The 13,203-nt window shown below is 63.3% G+C and carries 15 protein-coding genes and 1 tRNA gene; 14 read left to right on the forward strand and 2 right to left on the reverse strand.

The genetic code is table 11. The annotated features are described in order from the left end of the window. Nucleotides 1-21 precede the first annotated feature (21 nt). The 14 genes from ruvC (at nt 22) to nadA (ending at nt 10,448) form a co-directional block, all read left to right on the forward strand. A complete protein-coding gene (ruvC, locus tag L1F06_RS06395; protein WP_003241668.1) occupies nt 22-546 on the forward strand; it encodes a crossover junction endodeoxyribonuclease RuvC in 525 nt (174 codons plus the stop codon). Nucleotides 547-567: 21 nt separating this feature from the next. Next, the gene (gene ruvA, locus L1F06_RS06400; protein WP_003241671.1) at nt 568-1,173 is read left to right on the forward strand and encodes a Holliday junction branch migration protein RuvA; all 606 of its coding nucleotides are present in this window, start codon (nt 568-570) and stop codon (nt 1,171-1,173) included. Nucleotides 1,174-1,186: 13 nt separating this feature from the next. Further along, a complete protein-coding gene (gene ruvB / locus L1F06_RS06405) occupies nt 1,187-2,239 on the forward strand; it encodes a Holliday junction branch migration DNA helicase RuvB (RefSeq protein ID WP_003241673.1) in 1,053 nt (350 codons plus the stop codon). A gap of 53 nt (nt 2,240-2,292) precedes the next feature. Beyond that, entirely contained in the window at nt 2,293-2,745 is a 453-nt protein-coding gene (gene ybgC, locus L1F06_RS06410) for a tol-pal system-associated acyl-CoA thioesterase (RefSeq protein ID WP_129483493.1), read from the forward strand. A gap of 2 nt (nt 2,746-2,747) precedes the next feature. Then, nucleotides 2,748-3,443: a protein TolQ gene (tolQ, locus tag L1F06_RS06415; protein ID WP_012017899.1), complete on the forward strand. Its 696-nt coding sequence runs from the start codon at nt 2,748-2,750 to the stop codon at nt 3,441-3,443. A 27-nt stretch (nt 3,444-3,470) separates the two neighbouring features. Next, entirely contained in the window at nt 3,471-3,923 is a 453-nt protein-coding gene (gene tolR / locus L1F06_RS06420) for a protein TolR (protein ID WP_003241681.1), read from the forward strand. Next, a complete protein-coding gene (gene tolA, locus L1F06_RS06425) occupies nt 3,920-4,903 on the forward strand; it encodes a cell envelope integrity protein TolA (protein ID WP_096827138.1) in 984 nt (327 codons plus the stop codon). Before tolR ends, tolA begins: the two co-directional genes overlap by 4 nt. 5 nt (nt 4,904-4,908) lie before the next feature. After that, on the forward strand, nt 4,909-6,207 hold the full coding sequence (gene tolB / locus L1F06_RS06430) for a Tol-Pal system beta propeller repeat protein TolB (RefSeq protein WP_003241685.1): 1,299 nt from the start codon (nt 4,909-4,911) through the stop codon (nt 6,205-6,207). A 55-nt stretch (nt 6,208-6,262) separates the two neighbouring features. Further along, the gene (gene pal, locus L1F06_RS06435) at nt 6,263-6,760 is read left to right on the forward strand and encodes a peptidoglycan-associated lipoprotein Pal (RefSeq protein WP_003241687.1); all 498 of its coding nucleotides are present in this window, start codon (nt 6,263-6,265) and stop codon (nt 6,758-6,760) included. Nucleotides 6,761-6,766: 6 nt separating this feature from the next. Continuing rightward, on the forward strand, nt 6,767-7,579 hold the full coding sequence (gene ybgF, locus L1F06_RS06440; protein WP_003241689.1) for a tol-pal system protein YbgF: 813 nt from the start codon (nt 6,767-6,769) through the stop codon (nt 7,577-7,579). Nucleotides 7,580-7,794: 215 nt separating this feature from the next. Further along, a complete protein-coding gene (queE, locus tag L1F06_RS06445; protein ID WP_096827780.1) occupies nt 7,795-8,442 on the forward strand; it encodes a 7-carboxy-7-deazaguanine synthase QueE in 648 nt (215 codons plus the stop codon). A 2-nt stretch (nt 8,443-8,444) separates the two neighbouring features. Continuing rightward, nucleotides 8,445-9,119: a 7-cyano-7-deazaguanine synthase QueC gene (gene queC / locus L1F06_RS06450; protein ID WP_129483494.1), complete on the forward strand. Its 675-nt coding sequence runs from the start codon at nt 8,445-8,447 to the stop codon at nt 9,117-9,119. 58 nt (nt 9,120-9,177) lie between these two features. Then, a tRNA-Lys gene (locus L1F06_RS06455) sits at nt 9,178-9,253 on the forward strand. Between the two features lie 136 nt (nt 9,254-9,389). After that, entirely contained in the window at nt 9,390-10,448 is a 1,059-nt protein-coding gene (gene nadA, locus L1F06_RS06460; protein ID WP_129483495.1) for a quinolinate synthase NadA, read from the forward strand. Nucleotides 10,449-10,574: 126 nt separating this feature from the next. Here nadA and L1F06_RS06465 read toward each other — a convergent pair whose 3' ends face one another. Together L1F06_RS06465 and L1F06_RS06470 are read right to left on the reverse strand one after the other, a co-directional pair. Then, nucleotides 10,575-11,648 carry an LOG family protein gene (locus tag L1F06_RS06465; protein WP_129483496.1) on the reverse strand — a complete coding sequence of 358 codons (1,074 nt, stop codon included), beginning with the start codon at nt 11,646-11,648 and terminating at the stop codon, nt 10,575-10,577. A gap of 132 nt (nt 11,649-11,780) precedes the next feature. After that, nucleotides 11,781-13,184, reverse strand: a complete 1,404-nt coding sequence (locus L1F06_RS06470) for an MBL fold metallo-hydrolase RNA specificity domain-containing protein (protein ID WP_129483497.1) — start codon at nt 13,182-13,184, stop codon at nt 11,781-11,783. Between the last annotated feature and the right edge of the window lie 19 nt (nt 13,185-13,203).

The following is a 13,203-nucleotide window of genomic DNA, read 5'->3' on the forward strand; positions in this document are numbered from 1 at the left end:
GATAAATAGACAGTTGCTGATATGACCCTGATTCTAGGCATCGATCCCGGCTCGCGCATTACCGGCTATGGCGTGGTGCGCGATACCGGGCGTGGCTGCGAGTACGTCGCCTCGGGCTGCATTCGCACCGGCGACGGTCCCTTGGCCGAGCGTCTGCAGATCGTCTTTCGCGGCGTCAGCGAAGTGATTCGCACCCATGGGCCGGTGACCATGGGCATCGAGCAGGTGTTCATGGCGCGCAATGCCGACTCGGCCCTCAAGCTAGGCCAGGCACGAGGCGCTGCCATTGTCGCGGCGGTGGAAGCGGGGTTGGAAATCAGCGAATACACCGCTACTCAGGTCAAGCAGGCCGTGGTCGGCACCGGTGCAGCGGACAAGCAGCAGGTACAGATGATGGTCATGCACCTGCTCAAGCTGGTGCAAAAACCGCAGATCGACGCCTCCGATGCCCTGGGTATCGCCCTGTGCCATGCCCATCACCGGCAGAGCCTGATTCCCCATGGGCTGGCCAGTGCCAAGCGGCGTGGCGGTCGTCTTCGTTTATAACCTCTTGAAAGGAAAACAGTGGTGATCGGACGTTTGCGCGGCACCCTGGCGGAAAAGCAGCCGCCGCATTTGCTTCTGGATGTAAATGGCGTCGGTTATGAGCTGGAAGTGCCGATGACCACCCTATATCGTCTGCCTGCGGTGGGGGAGACGCTGACGCTGCACACCCATCAGGTGGTGCGCGAAGACGCCCATCTGCTTTACGGATTTTTCGAGAAGCGCGAGCGCGAGCTGTTCCGCGAGCTGATCCGCCTCAATGGCGTCGGCCCCAAGCTGGCGCTGGCCTTGATGTCCGGGCTGGAGGTCGACGAGCTGGTGCGCTGCGTGCAAGCCCAGGACACGGCGGCGCTGACCAAGGTGCCCGGCGTCGGCAAGAAGACCGCAGAGCGGCTGCTGGTGGAACTCAAGGACAGGTTCAAGGCCTGGGAGACCATGCCGGCCATCGCCACCCTGGTGGTTGAACCTCGCCTGGGGGCGACAGTCTCAAGCGCGGAGAACGATGCGGTGAGCGCTCTGATTTCCCTCGGCTACAAGCCGCAGGAGGCCAGCCGGGCCGTGGCTGCCGTCAAGGAGGATGGCTTGAGTAGTGAAGATTTGATTCGTCGCGCGTTGCGCGGCATGGCGTAGTGGAAGTATTGCGATGATCGAAGCCGATCGCCTGATTACCGCCAGCCCGCGCGAGCGCGAAGAACAGCAGGATCGTGCCATCCGTCCGCTGAAGCTGGCCGACTACATTGGCCAGCCCGGCGTGCGCGAGCAGATGGAGCTGTTCATCCAGGCTGCTCGTGGCCGGGCGGAGTCGCTCGATCACACCCTGATCTTCGGTCCGCCCGGCCTGGGCAAGACCACCCTAGCCAATATCATCGCCCAGGAAATGGGCGTATCGATCAAGAGCACGTCCGGCCCTGTATTGGAGCGTCCGGGCGATCTGGCTGCCCTGTTGACCAACCTGGAAGCCGGGGACGTGCTGTTCGTCGACGAAATCCACCGCCTCTCGCCGATAGTCGAGGAGGTGCTGTATCCAGCCATGGAGGACTTCCAGCTCGACATCATGATCGGCGAAGGCCCGGCGGCGCGCTCGATCAAGCTCGATCTGCCGCCCTTCACCCTGGTGGGTGCCACCACCCGCGCCGGCATGCTGACCAACCCGCTGCGCGACCGCTTCGGCATCGTCCAGCGCCTGGAGTTCTACGGTATCGACGACCTGGCTACCATCGTCACGCGATCTGCCGGCATTCTCGGCCTGCCCATCGAAGACCAGGGCGCTTACGAGATCGCGCGTCGTGCACGCGGCACGCCGCGTATCGCCAACCGCCTGCTGCGCCGCGTGCGCGACTTCGCCGAAGTGCGCGGGCGTGGCCACATCACCCGTGAGATCGCCGACCAGGCGCTCAACCTGCTGGATGTCGATGAACGTGGCTTCGACCACTCCGACCGTCGTCTGCTGTTGGCCATGATCGAGAAGTTCGACGGTGGACCGGTGGGCGTCGACAGCCTGGCGGCCGCCATCAGCGAAGAGCGCCACACCATCGAGGATGTGCTCGAACCCTATCTGATCCAGCAGGGCTATATGATGCGTACGCCGCGCGGGCGGGTGGTGACCCGTCACGCCTATCTGCACTTTGGCCTCAACACCCCGAAACGTCTCGGCGAGCAGCCGAGCGGAGACTTGTTCGCAGTGAGCGACGAATGACGAAAAAATTGTTACCAAGCCGGATTGGCAAGCGACAGGGCGGGCACTAGAGTATGTGCGCGCAAAACGGAGTCCAGCCGTTCAGTCACCGCTGCCGGGTCTATTACGAAGACACCGATGCCGGTGGCATCGTCTACTACGTCAACTACCTCAAATTCATGGAGCGGGCTCGCACCGAGCGCCTGCGTCAGCTGGGTTTTGCCCAGTCGACGCTTGCCGGTGAGGGCCTGTTGTTCGTCGTGCATTCTGCCGAGGCGCGTTATCACGCGCCGGCGCGCCTGGATGACGAACTGGTGATCAGCGCCGATGTGATCGAATTGAACCGTGCCAGCCTGCGCTTTCGTCAACAGGTCAGGCGGGCCGCGGATGATGCGCTGCTCTGCGAAGGGCAGTTTCTGGTGGCCTGTGTGCGCGCCGACAACTTGAAACCCCGGGCTATACCCGAATCCCTGCGACACGCGTTCGCCGGGACGCAGGCGCCGGGTTTAATTGCAGCAGGAGAGTAAGCGTGGAAGCTAACGCCGTTGACCATATGTCGATGTGGAGTCTGATCAGTAACGCCAGTCTGTTGGTTCAGCTGGTGATGCTGACCCTGGTGGCCGCCTCGGTCATTTCCTGGGTGATGATCTTCCAGCGTAGTAATGCCATCCGCGCCGCCAAGCGTGCTCTGGACAACTTCGAGGATCGTTTCTGGTCCGGTATCGACCTGTCCAAGCTGTATCGCCAGGCCGGCAGCAACCCCGATCCGGATTCCGGTCTGGAGCAGATCTTCCGTGCCGGCTTCAAGGAATTTTCCCGTCTGCGTCAGCAGCAGGGCGTCGACCCGGACGCGGTGATGGACGGCGTGGCGCGTGCCATGCGCGTGGCCATTTCCCGCGAGGAAGAGAAGCTGGAAACCGCGCTGCCGTTTCTCGCCACCGTCGGTTCCACCAGCCCGTACATCGGCCTGTTCGGTACCGTGTGGGGCATCATGAACTCCTTCCGCGGCCTGGCCCAGGTGCAGCAGGCCACCCTGGCCACCGTCGCCCCGGGTATCGCCGAAGCGCTGATCGCCACCGCCATCGGTCTGTTCGCGGCGATTCCGGCGGTCATCGCCTACAACCGCTTCTCTGCCCGCGGCGAAATGCTGATCGGCCGCTACTACACCTTCGCCGACGAGTTCCAGGCCATCCTGCACCGCAAGGTGCACACCTCGGAAGACTAAGACGCGCGCACAGGATAGGTTCTAGCCATGGCGAGAATTCGCAACAGACGCAAACCGGTCGCCGAGATGAACGTGGTGCCCTACATCGACGTGATGCTGGTGCTGCTGGTCATCTTCATGGTCACCGCGCCCATGCTCAACCAGGGCGTCAAGGTCGACCTGCCCAAGGTCAGCAGCGAAGCGCTGCCGCAGGACAACGACGCCCAGGTGCTGACCATTTCCATCAAGGCCGACAAGACCTACTACTGGAACATGGGCAGCGAGGTCGACGTCGATACCGAGCAGGAGCGCGCCTCCACCCTCGAGCAGATGACTCAGGCGGTTTCGGCGATCATTGCCGAGAACCGTCGCCAGGGTAAGCAGGTGCAGGTGTTCGTGCGCGGTGATCGCACCGTCGACTACGGCACCGTGATGGCGGCCATGGGCGGCTTGCAACAGGCCGACGTGGGCAACGTCGGATTGATTACCGAGGCGCCCTGATGCAGCAGACCGAGCGTTCGCAGTCGGAAAGCTACTTCTGGCCCGTGGTCTGGGCCGTGGGTCTGCACGTCCTGATGTTCGCCATGCTGTTCGTCAGCTTCGCCTTCACGCCCGAACTGCCGCCAGCGCGTCCGGTGGTGCAGGCCACCCTGTACCAGTTGCAGTCGCAGAGCCAGGCCACCACCCAGACCACGCAGAAGGTGGCAGGCGAGGCGCAGAAGACCTCGGCGCCGCAGTTCGAGACCGAGAGGCTCGAGCAGAAGAAGGCCGAGGAGCAGAAGCAGGCCCAGGCCGAAGCGCAGAAGGTAGCCGCGGCCAAGAAAGCCGAGGAACAAAAGAAGGCGGAAGAGGCTCGAAAGGCCGAACAGGCCAAAGCCGAAGCAGCGAAGAAGGCCGAAGCCGAAAAGGCGGCCGAGCAGAAGCGTCAGGCCGATATCGCCAAGAAGCGCGCCGAGGAAGAAGCGAAGAAGAAAGCCGCTGAAGAGGCCAAGAAAAAGGCCGCTGCAGAAGAGGCGAAGAAGAAGGCGGCAGCTGCCGAGGCAGCGAAGAAGAAGGCCGCCGAGGATGCCAAGCGCAAGGCCGAAGAGGCCCGACGCAAGGCAGCCGAGGATCAGAAGGCGGCGGCGCTGGCCGAGTTGCTCTCGGACAACGTGCAGAACCAGCAGGCGCTGGCCGAAACCCATGGCGACAAGGTGGCGGGTAACCTTGATGATCTGATCATCAAGCTGATCACCGAGAACTGGCAGCGACCGATGTCGGCGCGCCGCGGCATGAGCGTCGAGCTGCTGATCCAGATGCTGCCCGATGGCACCGTGACCAATGCCAGCGTATCGCGCTCCAGTGGCGATGCGCCGTTCGACAGCTCGGCCGTGGCTGCGGTACGTAACGTCGGGCGTATTCCCGAGATGCAACAATTGGATCGCGCTACCTTCGACCGTATGTACAGGCAGCGTCGCGTCATTTTCAAACCGGAGGATTGAGCTCTGTGAATACCCTGATTCGTATCGCCCTGCTGGGGCTGGTCATGCTGGTCGGCAGCGTCCAGGCGGCCGACCCGCTGGTGATCTCTCACGGCGCCGACCGCGCCACTCCGATCGCCGTGGTGCCGTTCGGCTGGCAGGGCGGCTCGGTGCTGCCCGAGGACATGTCGCAGATCATCGGCAACGACCTGCGCAACTCCGGCTACTTCGAGCCCATCCCGCGGCAGAACATGATCAGCCTGCCGACCCAGGCCAGCGAAGTCATCTACCGCGACTGGAAGGCCCTCGGCGCGCAGTACGTGCTGGTCGGCAACATCGTCCCCAACGGCGGCCGCCTGCAGGTGCAGTACGCGCTGTTCAACGTCAACACCGAGCAGCAGGTCATGACCGGCAACGTCGGTGGCGGCACCGATCAGCTGCGCGACATGGCTCACCATATCGCCGACCAGTCGTTCGAGAAGCTCACCGGCGTCAAGGGTGCGTTCTCCACGCGCCTGCTCTACGTCACGGCCGAGCGCATGGGCGCCAACAATACCCGCTACACCCTGCAGCGCTCCGACTACGACGGCGCTCGCGCCGTGACCCTGCTGCAGTCGCGTGAGCCGATCCTGTCGCCGTCCTTCGCTCCCGATGGCCGCCGCATCGCCTACGTGTCGTTCGAGCAGCGTCGTCCGCGCATCTTCGTGCAGCACATCGATACCGGCCGCCGCGAGCAGATCACCAACTTCGAAGGCCTCAACGGCGCGCCGGCCTGGTCGCCGGACGGCAATCGCCTGGCTTTCGTGCTGTCGCGTGACGGCAACCCGGAAATCTACGTGATGGACATGGGCAGCCGGCAGATGCGCCGCATCACCAACCATTACGCCATTGATACCGAACCCTTCTGGGGCAAGGACGGTCAGACTCTGTACTTCACCTCGGATCGCGCGGGCCGTCCGCAGATCTACAAGACCAACATCAATAGCGGGGCAGTGGAGCGAGTGACCTTCGTCGGTAACTACAACGCCAACCCGAAATTGTCGGCTGATGAGAAGACCCTGGTGATGATCCATCGTCAGGACGGTTTCACCGTGTTCAAGGTGGCTGCGCAGGACCTGGAAACCAACCGTCTGCGCATACTTTCAGACACAAGTTTGGATGAGTCGCCCACTGTTGCGCCCAATGGCACCATGCTAATCTACGCCACCCGCCAGCAGGGCCGGGGAGTCTTGATGTTGGCGTCCACCAATGGACGCGTGAGGCTCCCTCTTCCTACCGCTCAAGGCGAAGTTCGAGAGCCTTCTTGGTCCCCTTACCTGAACTGATGCGGTGCTACACCTTTATTGCTTAACACAACTGGGGTTCATTAGGAGTTACATGATGGAAATGCTGAAATTCGGTAAGTTCGCTGCACTGTCCCTGGCTCTCGCCGTTGCCGTAGGTTGCTCCTCCAAAGGCGGCGACGCTGCTGGCGAAGGCGCTGTCGACCCGAACGCTGGCTACGGTGCCAACACTGGCGCTGTTGATGGCAGCCTGAGCGAAGAAGCTGCTCTGCGCGCTATCACCACCTTCTACTTCGAGTACGACAGCTCCGACCTGAAGGCCGAAGCCATGCGCGCTCTGGACGTACACGCCAAGGACCTTAAAGGCAACGGCGCTCGCGTCGTTCTGGAAGGCCACGCTGACGAGCGCGGTACCCGTGAGTACAACATGGCTCTGGGCGAGCGTCGTGCCAAGGCCGTTCAGCGCTACCTGGTTCTGCAGGGCGTTTCCCCGGCTCAGCTGGAACTGGTTTCCTACGGCGAAGAGCGTCCGGTTGCCACTGGCAACGACGAGCAGTCCTGGGCCCAGAACCGTCGCGTAGAGCTGCGTAAGTAAGCTGCCATGCGTGATTGCCGTCGTATCCTGACCCTTCTGACACTCGCCCTGCCGCTTGCGGCGATGGCGGAAGTTCCCGTACTGGAAAGCAGCTCCATGCAACAAGGCAGCAGCTATCCTCCGGCGGGTTATGGTACGGCCGGCGCCTACGCCGGAGCGGGTGCGCAAGCGCCCGCTTCAGCGCAGGGCATGCTGTTCAATCAGCTCGAGCAGATGCAGCAGGAAATCGCCCAGCTGCGCGGCATGCTTGAAGAACAGCAGAATGAAATCCAGCGCCTCAAGCAGGAAGGCCTGGAGCGTTACCAGGATCTGGATCAACGTATTTCCTCCGGCGCCGCTGCCGGTGGAGCTCCCGCACAGAATTCCGCCAACGGCGCGATCAACGCCAATGGCACCCCGACGCCACCTGCCGCTCAGCAGCAGGCCAGCGCCGAGCCGGGCGATCCGGCCAAGGAAAAACTCTATTACGACGCAGCCTTCGACCTGATCAAGGCCAAGGATTTCGACAAGGCGTCGCAGGCATTCACCGCCTTTCTCAACCGTTATCCCAACAGTCAGTACGCCGGCAACGCGCAGTACTGGTTGGGCGAAGTGAACCTGGCCAAGGGCGATCTGCAAGCCGCCGGTCAGGCCTTTGCCAAGGTCAGCCAGGCCTACCCGAGCCACGCCAAGGTGCCGGATTCGCTGTTCAAGCTGGCCGACGTCGAGCGTCGCCTGGGCAACAACGACAAGGCGCGCGGCATTCTGCAGCAGGTGATCGCCCAGTATCCGGGCAGTTCGGCCGCGCAGCTGGCCCAGCGCGACCTGCAGCGTCTGTAAGCCGAGAATCGATGAACAAACCCGCGCTCGTCGCGGGTTTTTCTTATCCAGTCTCGCGTGATCCATTAGAATGCGCGCTCGCATGGCCCACGGGGTTTCAGCTCGGCTGATTTCCCTGTCGCCATGCCTCGTCGAACGTCGGCCGCGGCCGACGTTCCTGTCTTTCCACGCAACGGAGGCGGATGACCTGTTTCGTCATCACGCCCGTGGCTACCATGCAAGAAACCCTGCGCATCACCGAGATTTTCTACTCGTTGCAGGGGGAGACGCGTACCGCCGGCTTGCCGACGGTATTCGTGCGCCTGACCGGCTGCCCCCTGCGCTGTCAGTACTGTGACACCGCCTACGCCTTCAGCGGCGGCGAGATCGTCACCCTGGACAGCATCCTCGATCAGGTGGCCGCCTATCGGCCGCGTTACGTCTGCGTCACTGGCGGCGAGCCGCTGGCCCAGCCCAACTGCATCCCCTTGCTCACGCGTCTGTGCGACGCCGGTTACGAGGTGTCGCTGGAGACCAGCGGCGCGCTCGACGTCTCGGCCGTCGACCCGCGGGTCAGCAAGGTGCTGGATCTGAAGACGCCCGGTTCGGCTGAAGTGCAGCGCAACCGTTACGAGAACATCGAGTGGCTGACCGCCAATGACCAGGTCAAGTTCGTCATCTGTTCGCGCGAGGACTACGATTGGGCAGTGTCCAAGCTGATCCAGTACGACCTGGCGGCCCGAGCCGGCGAGGTGCTGTTCTCGCCCAGCCACAAGCAGGTGGAAGCACGGGCGCTGGCCGACTGGATAGTGGCGGACAACCTGCCGGTGCGCCTGCAACTGCAACTGCACAAGATTCTCTGGAACGACGAGCCGGGACACTGATCATGAGCGACAAGAAAGCGGTCATCCTCCTTTCCGGCGGCCTGGATTCGGCCACCGTGGTGGCCATGGCCAGGGCCGAGGACTACGCCTGCTACAGCATGAGCTTCGATTACGGGCAGCGTCATCGCGCCGAGCTGCAGGCGGCCGAACGCGTTGCCCGGCAACTGGGCGTGGTCGAGCACAAGGTGATCGGCCTGAATCTCAACGGCATCGGTGGCTCGGCGCTGACAGACAGCAGCATCGCGGTTCCGGAAACCCCGGGCGAAGGCATCCCGGTGACCTACGTGCCGGCACGCAACACGGTGTTCCTGTCCCTGGCGCTGGGCTGGGCCGAAGTGCTGGGGGCGCGCGATATCTTCATTGGCGTCAATGCGGTGGACTACTCGGGCTATCCCGATTGCCGCCCGGAGTTCGTCGCGGCTTTCGAGCGCATGGCCAACCTGGCGACCAAGGCTGGTGTGGAGGGGCAGGGCTTTGCCATCCGTGCGCCGCTGCAGCAGATGAGCAAGGGCGAGATCATCCAGGCCGGTATGCGCCTGGGCGTGGACTATGCGCTGACCGTCTCCTGCTACCAGGCCGACGATGACGGCCGCGCCTGTGGCAAGTGCGACAGCTGCCGCCTGCGCGCCGCCGGTTTTGCCGCAGCCGGCGTACCCGATGCAACTCGCTACTTCTGAAAAAGTTTTCGCGAAGTGTTGATTTCCTGAATTAAATCAGTATCATGCGCCTCGCGTTGGGTCGTTAGCTCAGTTGGTAGAGCAGTTGGCTTTTAACCAATTGGTCGTAGGTTCGAATCCTACACGACCCACCAGATCGCAAAAGCCAGTCGTCAGACTGGCTTTTTTTTGCTCTCGGAAAAGCCCTCTGGCCATGTTGCCCCGCCTGTGGCGATGGGCAGGCAGGGGGTATACTCGCAGCTTGCTCAAGAGCGCCGCAGGTTCGATGATATGACGCAGATTTCCGAACGCCTTCTGGTTCAAGCCCACCTCGATGCCAAGCAGCCCAAGCCGCTGACCGCCGAGGAAGAGGCTTTCTATCGCCGCGAAATCGCCGCCGAGCTGAAGAAGCAGAACGCGGTGCTGGTGGCGCACTATTACTGCGATCCGGTCATCCAGGCGCTGGCCGAGGAAACCGGTGGCTGCGTTTCCGACTCCCTGGAAATGGCCCGCTTCGGCAACCAGCACCCGGCGCAGACCGTGGTGGTGGCCGGGGTCAAGTTCATGGGCGAGACGGCGAAGATCCTCAACCCGGAAAAGCGCGTGCTGATGCCGACGCTGGAGGCGACCTGTTCGCTGGATCTGGGCTGCCCGGTGGAAGAATTTTCGGCCTTCTGCGATCAGCATCCCGAGCGCACCGTGGTGGTGTATGCCAACACCTCGGCGGCGGTGAAGGCGCGTGCCGACTGGGTGGTGACCTCCAGCTGCGCGCTGGAGATCGTCGAGAGCCTGATGGACAACGGCGAGACCATCATCTGGGCGCCGGACAGGCATCTGGGCAACTACATCCAGCGCGAGACCGGTGCCGACATGCTGCTGTGGGACGGCGCCTGCATCGTCCACGAGGAATTCAAGTCCAAGCAGCTGCTGGACATGAAGGCGCTGTACCCCGACGCCGCCATTCTGGTGCACCCGGAATCGCCGCAGAACGTGGTCGAGCTGGCCGACGCCGTGGGCTCCACCAGCCAGCTGATCAAGGCGGCGCAGACCCTGCCGAATTCCACCTTCATCGTCGCCACCGACCGCGGCATCTTCTACAAGATGCAGCAGCTGTGCCCGGACAAGACCTTCATCGAGGCGCCGACGGCCGGCAACGGCGCGGCATGCCGCAGCTGTGCGCACTGCCCGTGGATGGCGATGAACACCCTGGAGCGTGTGCTGATCGGCCTGCGTCAGGGCTCCGGTGAGATTCATGTCGACCCGGCGCTGATTCCCAAGGCGATCAAGCCGCTCAAGCGCATGCTCGATTTCACCCAGGCAGCGCGGATGAAGGTTGCCGGCAACGCCTGATAGGCATGCAGTAAAAAGAAGCCCAGCCAATGCTGGGCTTCTTGCTTTGCGTAGCCCGGATGCAATCCGGGAATGGCGAGAGGACAATGCCCCCGGATTTCATCCGGGCTGCGGCAATTCGTCAGCTCAGGTTGCCCAGTTTTCCGGTGCGTTGACGGCATTGAGCAGGGCGCGCAGCCGTCCGTAGTCGCGGCCGTTGAAGGCGAAGGCCAGGCGGGTCAGGTGCCGCAGCTCGGGCTCGTCGCGTTCCTGCTCGCAAGAGGACTGCTGGGTGAAGCCGCCTTCCTTGCACAAGCCGGCGAACTCGCGGGTCAGTTGCGCCAGTGCCACCTCGCTGAGCGGATGATTCAGGCGTATGACGAAGCGATCCTTCAGCCAGCGGCTGGAGTGGAAGTTGCCGTAGAAGCGGGCGATCTCTTCCACCGCTTCTTCGGCGCTGTAGACCAGGTGCAGCAGGTTGAGGTCGGTCGGCAGGATATAACCGTTGTCGCCCAGTTGGCGGCGAATGAAGCCCAGGGCGTCTTCCCAGTAGCTGCCGCCCGGCTGGTCGAGCAGCACCACCGGCACCAGCGGGCTCTTGCCGGTCTGGATCAGGGTCAGCACTTCCAGGGCTTCGTCCAGCGTGCCGAAACCGCCCGGGCAGAGCACCAGGGCGTCCGCTTCCTTGACGAAGAACAGCTTGCGCAAAAAGAAGAAGTGGAACGACAGCAGGTTGTGGCTGCCGCGCACGGTGGAATTGGCGGCCTGCTCGAAGGGCAGGGTGATGTTGAACCCCAGGCTGTTCTCCAGGCCCGCACCTTCGTGAGCGGCGGCCATGATGCCGCCGCCGGCGCCGGTGATCACCATCAGGTCATGATGCGCCAGCAGGGCGCCCAGCTCACGGGCCTGCCGATACAGGGGATGATCGGCCGGGGTGCGTGCCGAGCCGAACACCGTGACCTTGCGTCGACGCTTGAGCTGTTCCAGCACACCGAACGCGTGTTCCATCTCGCGCAGGGTCTGCAGCATGATCTTGGCGTCCCAGCGGTTGCGATCCGCCTGGGCCATGTGAATCACGGTGGTGAGCATCTCCCGATACAGGGGCAGGTTCGGGCTGTTGCCGGGGGCCGCCAGTGCTAACAGCTCGTCCACTTTGCTCGGCAGATCGACCTCGCTGGTCTGCACGTGGCGTGACAGGTAATCGTCCGGTTCGTAAGCCATGGAAACTCTCCTTTTCTGGGCCTGGCGAGAGTGGATTGCGCTCGCGCCTGTGCCGGTTCCTTGATTATGGAGTTTCGCGAAGGTTGCCACAGCCAGGTTGCAGCCTGGCTGCAAGCTTTTCGTAAGCGCGGGTTACAGGGCGATCTGCTCCCCCGGCTCGGGGATATTGGCGATCCAGTTCAAGCGTTCGCGCAGTGCCTGCTGCAGGGCCTGCATCTTTTCCAGCTCGCCGTGGACCAGATACAGCTCGGGGTGATGCTCGAACTGGCCGGCCCAGTGCAGCAGCTGCGACTGTCCGGCGTGTGCGGAGAAGCCGCCCAGGGTATGCACCTTGGCTTTCACGGCGATGCGCTGGTGCAGCACCTTGACCGTTTCGGCGCCGTCGACGATCAGGCGGCCCAGCGTGCCCTTGGCCTGGAAGCCGGGGAACACCAGGTGGCAGTTCTCGCGCCAGAGGTTGTGCTTGAAGTGATGGACGATACGCCCGCCATTGCACATGCCGGCCCCGGCGATGATGATCGCCCCGCTCTTGATCCGGTTGATGGCCATCGACTCTTCGGCCGTCGCGGTGCAGCGCAGGATCGGCAGCCAGTCCTCGACCCGCTTGACCCCCTTGGCGGCCAGGGCGGCGCGGTCTTCGGCGGCGAACTGATCGTGAAAGCGGCTGTAGATGGCGTTGGCGCGGATCGCCATGGGGCTGTCGAGGAACACCGCCTGCTGGGGCAGACGGCCCTCCTGGTAGAAGCGGCCGAGGTAGTAGATCAGATCCTGGGTACGACCCACGGCGAAGGAGGGAATCAGTACATTGCCGCCATCACGATGGGCCTGCTGCAGGATGTCGGCGAGCTCTTCCAGAGTGGCTTCGCTGTCGCGGTGGTCGCGGTCGCCGTAGGTGGACTCCATCAGCAGCACGTCCGCCTTGTTCAACTGCGCCGGGGCCTGCATCAGCGGCGAGCAGGTGTTGCCCAGGTCGCCCGAGAACACCAGATGACGGTGCAGGTGATGGTCCTCCACCTGCATCTCGACGATGGCCGAGCCGAGAATATGACCGGCGTTGTGGAAGGTCACCTGCACGCCCTTGGCCACCTCGACCGCTACGCCGTAGGCATGGGGGCGGCGCTGGCTGAGGGCCTGTTCGGCGTTGGCGATCGTATACAGCGGCTTGATCGCCGGCTTGCCCTGGCGTGCGCGCCAGCGATTTTCCCATTCGGCGTCCTTTTCCTGCAGGAAGGCCGAGTCCAGCAGCATCAGTTCGAGCAGCTCGCAGCTGGCCTCGGTGGCGTGGATAGGGCCGCGATAGCCTTCGGCGACCAGGCGCGGCAGCAGCCCGCTGTGATCGAGATGGGCGTGGGAGATCACCACCGCATCCAGGCTGCGCGGATCGAAGGGGAAGGCGCTGCGGTTCTGATCCTCCTCTTCGCGGCGTCCCTGGTGCATGCCGCATTCGAGCAGGACCCTGGCGCCGTCGCGGCTTTCCACCAGGTAGCAGGAGCCGGTGACCTGTTGAATCGCACCGAGAAAAGTGAGCAGGGCCATGGTTCTATCCTTGTTGTGA

Origin of the sequence: Pseudomonas hydrolytica (assembly GCF_021495345.1) — a bacterium.
GTDB classification, from domain to species: domain Bacteria; phylum Pseudomonadota; class Gammaproteobacteria; order Pseudomonadales; family Pseudomonadaceae; genus Aquipseudomonas; species Aquipseudomonas hydrolytica.

What these genes read in the sequence shown, in the direction of transcription:
- ruvC (WP_003241668.1), top strand. Translation starts at nt 22, where the DNA reads ATGACCCTGATTCTAGGCATCGATCCCGGCTCGCGCATTACCGGCTAT.
- ruvB (WP_003241673.1), top strand. Translation starts at nt 1,187, where the DNA reads ATGATCGAAGCCGATCGCCTGATTACCGCCAGCCCGCGCGAGCGCGAA.
- ybgC (WP_129483493.1), top strand. Translation starts at nt 2,293, where the DNA reads ATGTGCGCGCAAAACGGAGTCCAGCCGTTCAGTCACCGCTGCCGGGTC.
- tolR (WP_003241681.1), top strand. Translation starts at nt 3,471, where the DNA reads ATGGCGAGAATTCGCAACAGACGCAAACCGGTCGCCGAGATGAACGTG.
- pal (WP_003241687.1), top strand. Translation starts at nt 6,263, where the DNA reads ATGGAAATGCTGAAATTCGGTAAGTTCGCTGCACTGTCCCTGGCTCTC.
- ybgF (WP_003241689.1), top strand. Translation starts at nt 6,767, where the DNA reads ATGCGTGATTGCCGTCGTATCCTGACCCTTCTGACACTCGCCCTGCCG.
- queE (WP_096827780.1), top strand. Translation starts at nt 7,795, where the DNA reads ATGCAAGAAACCCTGCGCATCACCGAGATTTTCTACTCGTTGCAGGGG.
- queC (WP_129483494.1), top strand. Translation starts at nt 8,445, where the DNA reads ATGAGCGACAAGAAAGCGGTCATCCTCCTTTCCGGCGGCCTGGATTCG.
- nadA (WP_129483495.1), top strand. Translation starts at nt 9,390, where the DNA reads ATGACGCAGATTTCCGAACGCCTTCTGGTTCAAGCCCACCTCGATGCC.
- L1F06_RS06465 (WP_129483496.1), bottom strand. Translation starts at nt 11,648, where the DNA reads ATGGCTTACGAACCGGACGATTACCTGTCACGCCACGTGCAGACCAGC.
- L1F06_RS06470 (WP_129483497.1), bottom strand. Translation starts at nt 13,184, where the DNA reads ATGGCCCTGCTCACTTTTCTCGGTGCGATTCAACAGGTCACCGGCTCC.